The sequence below is a fragment of the Aliamphritea spongicola genome, from assembly GCF_017051665.1.
GTDB classification, from domain to species: domain Bacteria; phylum Pseudomonadota; class Gammaproteobacteria; order Pseudomonadales; family Balneatricaceae; genus Amphritea; species Amphritea spongicola.
This window is the reverse complement of the sequence record NZ_JAFIDL010000006.1, coordinates 172,734-185,141: the sequence shown is the minus strand read 5'-3', so window position 1 is coordinate 185,141 and position 12,408 is coordinate 172,734. Positions and strand designations below refer to the sequence as shown.

Sequence of the window (12,408 nt, the reverse complement as noted above, 5' to 3'; positions counted from 1 at the left end):
CAACAGACAGCAAGAGCAGAAAGCCTGCCTGTGCTGTCTGTTTACTGAAAGAGGTCAGCCGTCGGCATTAATCTGGGCAATCAGTTCACCCAGCACCTCAGAAGCCTGATCGTTTGCCACCTGGCAGGTACCGGCCGCGTCATGACCACCGCCACCGTATTTCAGCATCAGAGTACCAACCACGGTTTTGGCACTGCGATCAAAGATCGACTTACCGGTAGCAAATACCGTGTTCTGCTGCTTCAGGCCCCAAAGTACGTGAATCGACATATTGCACTGCGGGAACATCGCATAAATCATAAACCGGTTACCGGCATAGATGGTCTCTTCGTTACGCAGATCCAGTACCACCAGGTTGCCATGTACCGTTGAACAGCGCTCAATCTGCTCCTTGAACTTATGCTGCTGTTCAAAGTACAGCTCTACCCGTTCCTGAACATCCGGCAACTGAATAATGTCTTCGATGCTGTGGTGACGGCAGTAATCAATCAGATCCATCATCAGCGCATAGTTAGAAATGCGGAATTCCCGGAAACGTCCCAGACCGGTCCGGGCATCCATCAGGAAGTTCAGCAGCTCCCAGTTAGAGGGCTCCAGTACTTCCTGCATATTAAAATCAGCAGAATCACCTTTATCCACCGCCTTCATCATGTCGTCCCAGGCACGGGGGAAAGTATCGAAACCGCCGTAGTAATCGAACACCACCCGGGCCGCTGAAGGGGCATCCGGATCGATAATATGATTTTCGCGGGCTTCATTACGCAGGGTTTCAGAAAGGTGATGGTCGAAGGCCAGGTGCACACCATCCACGTAAGGCAGGTTCGTTGTTATATCCCGGTCAGACGTATCTACGGTGCCGTCCTGCATATCTTTGGGATGTACAAACTTAATATCATCAACCAGATTAATATGCTTCAACAATACAGCGCAGACCAAACCATCAAAATCACTGCGGGTAACGAGTCGATATTGGGTATCTTCCATCTGTAACATCCCTTACCAGGTCATAGAGTAATCATCCGAGTATATGAAAGCCCTCTTAAAGTACAATCACCCCTATACCCATCCCGTGGACTCCTGTTCAAACAGGTATTTGAAATCAGACAATTCGAATATCTAACAATGCCTGATTAAAAAACCTTCAGACAGATGTAACCGATACACAAAGTGAGTTAACCTAGCCACTTTAGAAACAACCTGTTACATGGATAAGCGCGTTTCGCTCAGACGTTCAGAAGAATTGATTAACTGCTGTTTCAGATAGCGATAAACAGGCAGCAGACTGACCATCTGATCTCTTAAACCGGCTTCACCATTGTGCATATACAGGCACCGGTACAAATTACACACTTGTCTTAAGAGGATTGGCATCAAAGCCTGAGGAAGACTACATGAACAAACTTTTTTTAACCCTTCTTGCCGGACTGCTACTGACTGGCTGCCATATGCTGCAAACTCAGCCGGTCGACTATTCACACATTGAGTTCTCTCCGGGAACAGCCACACATATGAAGGTCCGTAATATTACCCAGGGCCGTACCGAGGGTGATTTACTGCGGGTAGCAGTACTCGTTCACAGCTCAAGGGTTATGACAGACAGCTATTACTTCCGCTTCATCTGGCTGGACAAGGACGGTAATCAGGTTAAGGGCCTGTCATCGCGCTGGGAAACACTGGTAGCAACCGGCGTGGATGATGCCCTTGTGATCAGCCGTATTGCCAGCAACCCTGACGCAGTGGATTACCGGTTATTAATTTCTGATAAGCCAGGTATGTAAGCAGCTCCATAGCAGCACATCTAATGCCCTGTGAATGACAACAGGCTCGCCAGGCGGGCCTGTTACGTATGCAAGGAACGTTCGATCCCACAATACTCAACCTACACTCAATTAACAGAAAAGGCTTTTCCGAACAGTTATTTCCGGCTCGCATAACCCTCAATAAATTCTTCCAGCCTGCCATTAAGCCTGTCTGCTTCAACCTCCTGCCCCAACACCTGTAATACATAAACAACACATTCCGCTGTGCATAAACCTTCCGCTTTCTGATTACGCCGCAGGTTATAGCGGGACGCTTCACTAGCCTCCAAAGCAATACGCGGCAGATTTTGCAGATACGGGCTTTTATTAAACATTTTGCGGGCCTCCTGCCAGGTACCATCCAGCACCACCAGCCCTTTAAGCCGGGCAGATAAACCGGCGTCAGCCAGCGCCGTCGAAAGCTCTGTACTGCCCTCTCCGGGATAAATCAGCGCCAGAGCGCCTTTTTCAGCCAGCCTGAGCAGCTCTTCATCCGGCTCAACTCTGGACCATTCCACCAGCCGTGCTGACTCCCCTAAAACCTCAGTCACCAGCCTGCCGGTATTGGTCGGTTTTGGCAGTTCCCGCGGATGTGTTAGCAGATAAATTTTCACAATATTTCAGTTCTTTTAAAGGGAATACACAGGCAGGCGCTTACAGACGGCTTCTGTGTACAAATTTCACACAAATTCACTCGACCTCAGGCGGCCAAAACTCTATAGTGTCGGGCTTTTGCGGCCCACCGGGATAATACCCCGCCTGAGGCCAGAATCCACCGGTTTACAGCAGGACAACTCTCTTGATCTCTACCGCCAATATCACCATGCAGTTTGGTGCCAAACCTCTTTTCGAAAACATCTCGGTCAAATTCGGTGACGGAAACCGTTACGGTCTGATCGGCGCCAACGGTTGCGGCAAATCAACCTTCATGAAGATTCTGGACGGTAGCCTGACGCCGACTTCAGGTAACGTCAGCATCACCCCGAACGAGCGGGTGGGTAAGCTGCACCAGGATCAGTTCGCTTTTGAAGAATACAGTGTTATCGACACTGTAATCATGGGCCACAAAGAACTGTGGGAAGTAAAGCAGGAACGTGACCGCATTTATAGCCTGCCGGAAATGTCTGAAGAAGACGGCATGAAAGTCGCTGAGCTGGAAACCCTGTTCGCAGAAATGGACGGCTACAGCGCGGAAAGCCGTGCCGGTGAAATCCTGCTGGGCGCCGGTATCGAACTGGGCCTACACTTTGGTCCGATGAGTGAAGTGGCACCGGGTTGGAAACTGCGGGTACTGCTGGCACAGGCCCTGTTCTCTGATCCGGATATCCTGCTTCTCGACGAACCAACCAACAACCTGGACATCCACACCATCCGCTGGCTGGAAGGCGTGCTGAACGAACGTAACAGCACCATGATCATCATCTCTCACGACCGTCACTTTTTAAACGCGGTATGTACCCACATGGCTGACATCGACTACGGTGAGCTGCGTGTCTACCCGGGTAACTATGATGACTTCATGTTTGCATCTACCCAGATCCGTGAACGTCAGCTGGCCGACAACGCGAAGAAAAGCGCCCAGATCGCCGATCTGAAACAGTTCGTCAGCCGTTTCTCTGCGAACGCCTCCAAGGCAAAACAGGCCACTTCACGGGCCCGTCAGATCGACAAGATCAAGCTGGAAGAAATCAAACCGTCCAGCCGTTCTAACCCGTACATCCGCTTTAATCAGGAAAAGAAATTGCACCGTCAGGCTGTGGTACTGGAAGAACTGGGTCACGGCTTTGAAGGTGAGCAGTTATTCAGCGACGGTAACCTGATTCTGGAAGCCGGCAGCCGGCTGGCAGTTATCGGCGAGAACGGTGTAGGTAAAACCACCCTGCTGCGCTGTCTGATGGACGAACTTCAACCGGAACATGGCACCATCCAGTGGGCTGAAAGTGCCACACTGGGCTACTGCCCGCAGGATACCAATGCCGAATTTGAAACCGAACTGAACCTGTTCGACTGGATGAGCCAGTGGCGTAAACCGAGCCACGACGACCAGATCGTCCGCTCCACTCTGGGCCGCCTGCTGTTCAGCGCAGACGACTTCAAGAAGAAAGTAAAAGTCTGCTCCGGTGGTGAGAAAAACCGCCTGCTGTTCGGCAAGCTGATGATGAGCGATACCAACGTGCTGGTCATGGACGAGCCAACCAACCACCTGGACATGGAATCCATCGAAGCCCTTAACCTGGCGCTGGAAAACTACGAAGGCACGCTGATCTTTGTCAGCCACGACCGTGAATTCGTATCCTCGCTGGCGACCCAGATCATCGATATCCGTGACCAGAAGCTGTTCAGCTTCCAGGGCACCTATGAAGAATATCTGGCCCACATGGACGCCAAAGAAAAAGCGGCTAAATCGAAGAAGTAGCTCTGTTCTTTAACCCCCCACAAAAAAGGCCGCTGACGAAAGTCGCGGCCTTTTTTATTTCACCTGATAACTCAGGCAATCAGAGATTACTTCGCAGTAGCCCCTTTGAACTTCACGATCTCACCGGTTTTCAGACGGGACAGATAAGAATTCAGCTCCCGCTTGATCACTGGCAGTAAGAAGTACAGACCAATGATGTTCACCACCGCCATGGCAAAGATCGCGGCGTCAGAAAAGTCGATCACCGGGCCAAGGTTAGCCGCAGCACCGATCACAATGAATACGCAGAACATAAGCTTGTACGCCAGCTCTTTGGACTGGCCTTCACCGAACAGATACGTCCAGGCTTTCAGGCCGTAGTAAGACCAGCTGATCATTGTGGAGAAAGCAAACAGTACAACCGCTACCGCCAGAATATAAGGGAACCAGCTGAATGCAGAACCAAAGGCTGCAGATGTCAGTGCCACCCCTGAAGAGCCGTCAGCCGTCAGAATACGGCCATTCTCACCCAGCATGTACAGACCGGTGGCAGGATCAGTCATTAACTGCCCGGTAATGATGATCACCAGCGCAGTCATGGTGCAGATCAGCACGGTATCAATGAATGGCTCTAACAGAGACACAAAGCCTTCGGTAACCGGCTCATTGGTCTTAACCGCAGAATGCGCAATGGCGGCAGAACCGACACCCGCTTCGTTCGAAAACGCTGCCCGTTTAAAGCCCTGAATCAGCGCCCCGACAAAACCGCCGGCAATGCCCAGACCGGTGAAAGCACCTTCAATAATCTGACCGAACGCCCAGCCGATTTTATCCGCATTCATCAGCAGAATAACCAGCGCCGCCAGAACATACATAACCCCCATGAACGGAACCACTTTCTCCGTCACCCGGGCAATCGACTTGATACCGCCAACAATCACAGCAAACACGATTGCCGCGAATACCAGACCGGTAATCCAGCCCGGATAGTCACCGACGATGCCGCTGATCTGTGCATGGGCCTGGTTAGCCTGGAACATGTTACCGCCCCCCAGGGAACCGAGGATACAGAACACAGCAAACATCGCCGCCAGTATCTTGCCGCCTGGCAGGCCACGTTCTTTAAAACCTTTGGAAATGTAATACATAGGGCCGCCGGAAACCGTGCCGTCGCTGTATTCATTCCGGTATTTAACACCCAGAGTACACTCGGCAAACTTGGACGCCATGCCCAATAAACCGGCCAGAATCATCCAGAACGTCGCACCGGCACCACCAATGCTGACAGCAACTGCCACACCGGCGATATTACCCAGACCGACCGTACCGGACAGTGCAGTGGCCAGCGCCTGAAAGTGGCTTACCTCACCGGCATCCCGGGGGTTGGTATACTCGCCTTTTACCAGCGCAATGGAATGACCCACCGCCCGGAACTGAATAAAGCCGAAATACAGCGTAAATACTGAGGCACCAATTACCAGCCACAGTACGATCCATGGGAAACTTGTGCCCGGTAAAGGCGCAAAAATCAGCCCGACAAACCAGCCGGTCGCCCAGGAGAATGCTTCGTTTACGGTTTCATCAACGCTGGCCATTGCCATTTTACTGTGCATTAACAGCACCAGCGCGCTCAGAGCATAGAAGATTTTGTTTTTATTATTCATGACCTTGCCTCAGTTAACCACAGTTACAGGTACGCTTGCGTTCATCACCAGATTGGCTGTCACACTGCCAAACAGACGTGACGTCAGTCCACCTCTGGATGAACGGGCCACTACAATCTGATCGGCTTTTTCTTCAACCGCCACCAGATTCAGCAGCTCTGCAGCATCGCCATGCATCACCCGGCCATTCGCGGTAAAACCTTCTGTGTTCAGCGTATTCACCGCAGGATCGATCACCCGCGACGTAGCCACAGCGATTTCCTGTTCACGGCGTTTATGCCGCGAGGCGTTCTCTTCAGGGGTCTGAAAACTGTAGGGTGTCCACTCAATGACGTAGACAAGTTCCAGGGTACAGTCAGGGATAAGGGAGGCGAGCCGTTTTGCGTAAGCCAGTGCCCGGGAACCGGATTCACTGCCATCAAGGCCAACGATAAGTGTATTAGACATGTATGCACCTTTATTGTTTTTGTATGGATGCATCGTATCCGGCGATCTGTTGCGACCGGTCTCAGACACGACCGGTCAATGATCCCCTGACAAACAGATGTTTTACAGCGCGATTCGTCGTATTAAAAACCCGAAACGATCTTTTTGGCCTTCGAATCGACGCGGCACAAATTTTTCTACGCTCAGGCTCTGCTGTATCAACCGCAGCTTATGAGCTACATACCGGAAAAAACCTCCTTACAATTGCCTTAATCAGAGAATAAAAATTCACCAATTCACCAGTAAACACGCCGATTTAGCAAGGTTTACCAAATTTCAGCAATCGGACGGCCCAGCGCCCAAGGATGATTTTTTATATGGTAAAGTTTGTCAGAACAATCTGAATCCTGAGTAAGCATATGGATAAGTTTGATCAGCTGATCATCCAGCACCTGAGCGAAGACGCGCGGCAATCCAACGCCGAAGTGGCCCGTAAAATTGGTTTATCAAGAACAGCCGTGGCCGGCCGGCTGAAACGGCTGGAAGACAAAGGCATTGTCAGCGGTTATAAAATAGAACTGCGTAACCCCGGAAAACAGGTCGCCGCCTATTTCCAGATGAACTTCACCCACCTTGATTACGACAAACTGCTGCCACTGATCAGCCAGATAGAAGAAGTGAAAGACTGCCGCTCCATTACCGGAGACATTGATCTGATTGTCTATGCCGAAGCCGACACCATGGAACAGCTGGATACCGTGAGAATTCGGCTGAGTGAGTTACCGAAGATGTCTTATCTTGTTACCCACCCGGTGCTTAAAGATCTGAAATCGTGCTTATGAAATAACCGACAAACTCACTGATAACCCGCCACAAACTTAAGCTACTGACCGGTACTCAGGTATATTCTCCCGAATCAAAGAATAATAGTGCTGGCTAGTGTAAGCCCTGTATCCAGCTCAGCCCAGCCGCCGGGCCCAGTTACCCTGATGGGATGCCTCACAGGCCTCTTCGCTGTCAAAGTAGATCTGTTCTTCAGGATGTGCCAGCTGAATACCGATATCCGCCAGGGCATCACAAATCAGGTTACGCAGGCTGGTATCTTCATGCTGCATGCGAATCCGCTCAAGGTCAGACTCATCACTGAATACACAGGCAATCTTTAAAGAGGCAGGAAAACGCTGATAGTTAACCCGGTGGGTCAGCCACTGAAAACCATAGATATGCTCCAGCGCTGTTTCGCACACCACTGTCAGGGTTTTACAGATCTGATTATCCAGCTTTTTGTCAGTTTTACGCATACTCACCCACTACACCCGCAGAAAAACCGGCAGTGTACTCCGGTTCAGCGCTCAACACTAAAAGACTGACTGAGAGGCTGACGGCTTTCCACGTGCCGGAACCAGCGATACATAGGTACAGTCGCCGCATTATCCACATTGGGTGCGACCCGGCCTGCATCTAAATCACTCTGATGAATAGTCCGCATCTCCACACTGTAACGGATCGCATCCGTGGTATTTGGCACACTGGCATGTAAATGGGCACTGGAAAATGCCAGCACATCTCCCGGCTGAATAACTACCTTCACCACCCCGGATTCATCCACCGTTTCAGACGGACGGGGGGCCGACGGATAGGCAATGCCCCGTTCCGGCTGTGCGGTTTTGCGGGTCGCCAGATATTCTTCAAAACTCCAGGTGGCGGTGTTATTCGCCAACGGTTTTTCCCAGTAATCCGGATAAAAGGCGATAGTGCGCTCCGCTTCCAGGCTGAACACCGGTGCCCACCAGTTCTGCTGACACTGAACATTGCTGCCCCAGGTATCCCGGTGATGGCCGATAGCCGCCCGGTGCGCACCATTATGAGTGGCATCAAACGGGACCACCCTCAGCGGAAAATGATCGTAATAACACTCTTCGGTCGTCACACCACACTCACGTAACACATCAAAGAAAATCAGCTTGGCATCTTCACTGGTGCGAAAGCGGGTTTGCACGGCGCCAACCCGTTCGAGAAATTCTTCCCGGGATAAATGTTTCTGCACCGTCACCGGATCAAGCCCCTGCAATTCGTCTTCCAGTAACTCCCGGGTATAGGCAATCATCCGCTGCATAGCAGGACGCTGGCGATACACCAGTAAATGACCGGCAAATAAAAGCGCCGCCCGCTCAGCATCACTGATAGGCTGATCTAACTGAATAATATCCACACCTGAAACCCTGCTGTTAACCGTAATAACTGGCCGCAGCTTAGCGCAGCACAAAAGCTCTGCTCAAGGGAACAGAGCGGGGAATTTTGATAGAGACAGGCCAGTTTGTCGTAAATGAACAAGAGGTCGTAAATACAAAAAGCGTCGTAAATAAACAAACCAAACTTGTTAACGACTGTCGGGCAGCCTTATTCAGGGGGACTGCAACAACATTTCAATATGAGGAATGCCATCTTCATCGTAGGGATCAGACACCGTCCTGAAACCAAAACCGGCATAAAAACGTTCCAGATACAGCTGTGCAGAAATCCGCACCGACTGTCCGGGATACAGTAAAGACACTTCATCCAGCGCCCGGCTGACCAACTGCCTGCCCAGCCCGCTACCCCGGGCAGATTCAGCGGTCAGAATACGACCCAGCGCAACCTCCGGATAAACCAGCCCCGGTGGTACCACCCGCAAATACCCCTGCAGCTTACCTTCACACCAGCCACTGAGGTGATGGCACTGCTGATCCTTATGATCCATATCCGCATAAAGGCAGGTTTGCTCCAATACAAAAACCTGCTGACGTAGCGCCAGAATTTCATACAACTCGGTATTACTTAACTGCGTGAATGTCTGCCAGCGCCATTCAGTTGTAACCATGCTCAAAGCACCTCCCCCTCAGTTATAACGCCATCAAGCCTTTACTCAGTACCATCACCGCTGACACGGCTGAAATAATGAGCAACGCCGGCCGGGCAGACTGCTGTTTCAGCTTGCCCCCCAGATAACGGGACAACAGCCAGCCAATAAACATACCGGGCAACAGTTTAAGGCTCAGCATTATATGCTCATCGGTCACCGTACCCTGCAGGAACAGCAACACCAGTGACAGTGGCGAGCCTATCAGGAAAAACGCCGCCAGCTCATTACGGGCGGTAATCCGGGTTTCATTCTGATACACCAGTGCAATGGGCGGCCCACCCACAGAAGTCGCCGTGCCCACGATGCCGGAGATAAACCCGCCAATCCCCAGACTCAGAGGCGTGGCGGTAATATTAAAACGCCGGCAACTGACATACACCGCCACCAGTAAACTGCTGCCAAACACGATCGCCAGTATGTGTGGCGGCATCGCCAGCAGCAGTAATACACCGATATAAGAACCCGGGATCCTGGCCAGAATTGCCGGCATCACCCGTCGCCAGTGCAGTTCATGCCGCTGGGACGACACCACCAGCACGGACAGCATGAAACCGCCGAAAATAACCGGCACCGGCACATAAGCAGGATCAATCAGAAACAGTAAGGGAGCGGCCAGCAAACCGAAGCCAATACCAACCATGCCTTGCAGCGTACTGCCGACAATCGCAATTGCCAGAGCCAGAAAATCAATCAGGGTGAAGGTCACTGAGCAGCCCGTTAAGAAATGAAAATTCAGAGCCGCTATTATTCCACAGCCGGACGGCTATGGAGAACCGGAAGAAGTGTTAAACCGTCAATAACTTACGCGGCAGCTGCAGCCAGTAACACCAGTTTGACGACCGCATAGACCAGCATGACAAAGATCGCTGCCACCAGTAATCCGATCAGAATAAAATGGTGAGGTTTACCCTGGCTGAAATCCCGTTCACGGTTACGGTTACTCTGCACCCCGAAGAATGCAGCCAGTACACTTTTAAAAATGTCCCAGAAGGTAATATCCCGGGGAGTTTGCTGTTCTTTCTGCATCATTAAATTCCTGCTTTCCACCTGTCTGAAAGTATAGACGCTCAGACAAAAACAGCTTTTCCCAGAACCCAGCCATTAGATTTTTTCACGCTTAACTCCTTGATCTTAAGAGCAAATTCTTCGTATAACAGCTAAGATCAATAGAGCATTTCGCGAAGGAAATACAAAACAGGGGCTGGAATCATGTCTGACTCATACGACTTTGCAATCATAGGTGCAGGCCTGGCAGGCAGTTTTTGTGCCAGTCTGCTACGAACCGATTATCCGAAACTCTGTGTACTGGAAAAAAGCCGCGGCAGCGGCGGCCGACTCAGCAGCAGACGTTACCAAAGCCTAAGTTACGACCTTGGCTCCCCCTGCCTGCACCTTGATCCTGAGCAGTTCGGCGATCAACTGATGCAATGGCAGAACGCCGGAGTACTGAAACGCTGGCCGGAAGCAGATCATGATCCGTTTCTTGCGTATGTGGGCCGCCCCAGAATGAGCAGCCTGACTCGGCATCTGATCGGTGACGCGGAAATGCATACCCTGACACGGGTAGAGCGACTCGAATACCTAGGCGACAGCTGGCAGCTGAAAGATGCCGACGAACAAACCATCTGCTATACCCGCGGCCTGATTATCTGTGCACCGGCAAGACAAACCGGCGCCCTGCTAGCCGGCACTCCCTGTTCAGTGGACTGGCTGACCCGCAGCCACAACTCCAGCCAGACCAGCCGGGCCCAGTGGTGTATGGCAATTGAAGTGAACCGTGAACTGCCAGCTCCGGGCTATATTGCACCGGATCACAGCATCATTACCCGCATCGTTAATGACAGCCATAAACCGGGCCGGGCAAATAATTTTCACCTTTGGATGATCCAGGCAGACACCGAATGGAGTATACAGTATGCAGACTCCCATCATGCTCAGGTTCAGCAGGAGCTGGAACAGGAGTTCTGCCGCATCATGCAAATTGATCCGCAGGACATTACCAGCCAGACACCACACCGCTGGAATCTGGCAAAGCATGAGCGTACCGCGGGGGAAATCGCCCTGTGGGACAGCGAACTGAAACTGGGTATCGCTGCCGACTGGCTCGGAGAAGCAAATATCAACAGTGCTCTCCTCAGCGCCAGAACATTATGTGAACTGATACGCAGCTGACGCAAACGCCCCATCACCGCATCAGTTGGCAGAGGAGAACAACATGAAAAATACAAGCCAACTGATTGCCAGCTCAAATGCACAACAGGATTCCGGCATCGTGGTGGGCATCAGCGCCTGCCTGCTGGGGGATGAAGTCCGCTTTAATGGAGGACACAGCCGGTCGAAATATTGCTGTGGCCCACTGCAGGATTACTTCCGGTTTGAAAAGTTCTGCCCGGAAGTGGCCGCCGGCTTTGGTATTCCCCGGGCAACCCTGCGCTTAATTGGCGATCCCCATAATCCCCGGATGGTCTATACCCGTGATCAGGAAACCGATGTTACCGAACAGTTTCATGCCGGCTATGAAGCCCGTCTTGAAAAACTGGCCCACCTGGACGGTTACATTCTGGCAAAGAACTCCCCAAGCTGCGGCATGGAACGGGTCAAGGTATATCAGCCAAACAGCCATCCACACGATATTAAATCGGCCGGCCTGTTCGCCAAAGCCCTGATGGCCCGCTACCCTCACTTGCCGGTTGAAGAAGATGGCCGTCTGAACGACGCTCACCTGCGGGAAAACTTTGTGCAGCGGGTATTTGCACACCACACCTTCCGTCAGCAGGTACTGGCAGAACCCTCTGTTAAAAACCTGCTGGCCTTTCACAGCCAGTACAAATACATTCTGATGGCACACTCCCAGACTGAGTACCGTGGCCTGGGACGGCTGTTAGGTCAGGAACACCAGCAGTACACAATTGATGAACTGTGTGATCTTTACCTGCAACGGTTCATGAAGGCCATAAGCAAACCTGCCAGCCGGGGTAACCACTACAATGTACTGCTGCACCTGTTCGGTTACCTGAAACCCCATCTGGAAGGTGACGTAAAGCAGGATATTCTCGAAACCTTCAAAAATTACCTGCAGGGTTATGTCAATCTGGCAACCGCATTGACACTGCTGCACCATTACCTGCGCCTGTTTGGCAGCCATTACGTGCAGGCCCAACGCTACCTGAGCCCCTATCCGAAAGCACTTGGCCTACGTAACCAGGTATGAAAAAAGGAGAT

General features: G+C 51.7%; 15 protein-coding genes. 5 read left to right on the top strand and 10 right to left on the bottom strand.

From position 1 onward, the window contains the following. Positions 1–54: 54 nt before the first annotated feature. Together JYB63_RS17225 and JYB63_RS23530 are read right to left on the bottom strand one after the other, a co-directional pair. A complete protein-coding gene (locus JYB63_RS17225) occupies positions 55–984 on the bottom strand; it encodes an exopolyphosphatase (RefSeq protein WP_205659145.1) in 930 nt (309 codons plus the stop codon). A gap of 216 nt (positions 985–1,200) precedes the next feature. Next, positions 1,201–1,323: a hypothetical protein gene (locus JYB63_RS23530; protein WP_272873591.1), complete on the bottom strand. Its 123-nt coding sequence runs from the start codon at positions 1,321–1,323 to the stop codon at positions 1,201–1,203. Between the two features lie 68 nt (positions 1,324–1,391). Between JYB63_RS23530 and JYB63_RS17220 the strand changes: the two genes are divergently transcribed. Beyond that, positions 1,392–1,778, top strand: coding sequence for a DUF1425 domain-containing protein (locus JYB63_RS17220; protein ID WP_205659144.1), 387 nt, complete (start codon positions 1,392–1,394; stop codon positions 1,776–1,778). A gap of 137 nt (positions 1,779–1,915) precedes the next feature. Here JYB63_RS17220 and JYB63_RS17215 read toward each other — a convergent pair whose 3' ends face one another. Further along, complete coding sequence (locus tag JYB63_RS17215; protein WP_205659143.1) at positions 1,916–2,413, bottom strand: DTW domain-containing protein; 498 nt, start codon at positions 2,411–2,413, stop codon at positions 1,916–1,918. Between the two features lie 185 nt (positions 2,414–2,598). On the opposite strand from JYB63_RS17215, the gene JYB63_RS17210 reads away from it, so the two are divergent. Further along, positions 2,599–4,215 (top strand): ABC-F family ATPase, encoded by a 1,617-nt coding sequence (locus JYB63_RS17210; RefSeq protein ID WP_205659142.1) that lies wholly within the window; start codon positions 2,599–2,601, stop codon positions 4,213–4,215. A gap of 86 nt (positions 4,216–4,301) precedes the next feature. Here JYB63_RS17210 and JYB63_RS17205 read toward each other — a convergent pair whose 3' ends face one another. Together JYB63_RS17205 and JYB63_RS17200 are read right to left on the bottom strand one after the other, a co-directional pair. Further along, a complete protein-coding gene (locus tag JYB63_RS17205) occupies positions 4,302–5,858 on the bottom strand; it encodes an alanine/glycine:cation symporter family protein (protein WP_205659141.1) in 1,557 nt (518 codons plus the stop codon). Between the two features lie 9 nt (positions 5,859–5,867). Continuing rightward, entirely contained in the window at positions 5,868–6,305 is a 438-nt protein-coding gene (locus tag JYB63_RS17200) for a universal stress protein (protein WP_205659140.1), read from the bottom strand. 398 nt (positions 6,306–6,703) lie between these two features. Between JYB63_RS17200 and JYB63_RS17195 the strand changes: the two genes are divergently transcribed. Next, entirely contained in the window at positions 6,704–7,126 is a 423-nt protein-coding gene (locus JYB63_RS17195; protein WP_205659139.1) for an Lrp/AsnC family transcriptional regulator, read from the top strand. A 117-nt stretch (positions 7,127–7,243) separates the two neighbouring features. On the opposite strand, the gene JYB63_RS17190 is transcribed toward JYB63_RS17195, so the two are convergent. The 5 genes from JYB63_RS17190 to JYB63_RS17170 form a co-directional block, all read right to left on the bottom strand. After that, a complete protein-coding gene (locus JYB63_RS17190; protein WP_205659138.1) occupies positions 7,244–7,585 on the bottom strand; it encodes a Fis family transcriptional regulator in 342 nt (113 codons plus the stop codon). A gap of 44 nt (positions 7,586–7,629) precedes the next feature. Next, positions 7,630–8,496, bottom strand: a complete 867-nt coding sequence (locus JYB63_RS17185) for a phytanoyl-CoA dioxygenase family protein (RefSeq protein WP_205659137.1) — start codon at positions 8,494–8,496, stop codon at positions 7,630–7,632. A gap of 192 nt (positions 8,497–8,688) precedes the next feature. Next, a complete protein-coding gene (locus tag JYB63_RS17180) occupies positions 8,689–9,144 on the bottom strand; it encodes a GNAT family N-acetyltransferase (protein WP_205659136.1) in 456 nt (151 codons plus the stop codon). Between the two features lie 22 nt (positions 9,145–9,166). Then, positions 9,167–9,892 (bottom strand): TSUP family transporter, encoded by a 726-nt coding sequence (locus JYB63_RS17175; RefSeq protein WP_205659135.1) that lies wholly within the window; start codon positions 9,890–9,892, stop codon positions 9,167–9,169. Between the two features lie 95 nt (positions 9,893–9,987). After that, on the bottom strand, positions 9,988–10,215 hold the full coding sequence (locus JYB63_RS17170; protein WP_205659134.1) for a DUF2970 domain-containing protein: 228 nt from the start codon (positions 10,213–10,215) through the stop codon (positions 9,988–9,990). 180 nt (positions 10,216–10,395) lie between these two features. Between JYB63_RS17170 and JYB63_RS17165 the strand changes: the two genes are divergently transcribed. Both JYB63_RS17165 and JYB63_RS17160 read left to right on the top strand, forming a co-directional pair. After that, positions 10,396–11,358 (top strand): NAD(P)/FAD-dependent oxidoreductase, encoded by a 963-nt coding sequence (locus JYB63_RS17165; RefSeq protein ID WP_205659133.1) that lies wholly within the window; start codon positions 10,396–10,398, stop codon positions 11,356–11,358. A 43-nt stretch (positions 11,359–11,401) separates the two neighbouring features. After that, positions 11,402–12,397 (top strand): YbgA family protein, encoded by a 996-nt coding sequence (locus JYB63_RS17160; protein WP_205659132.1) that lies wholly within the window; start codon positions 11,402–11,404, stop codon positions 12,395–12,397. Positions 12,398–12,408 lie beyond the last annotated feature (11 nt).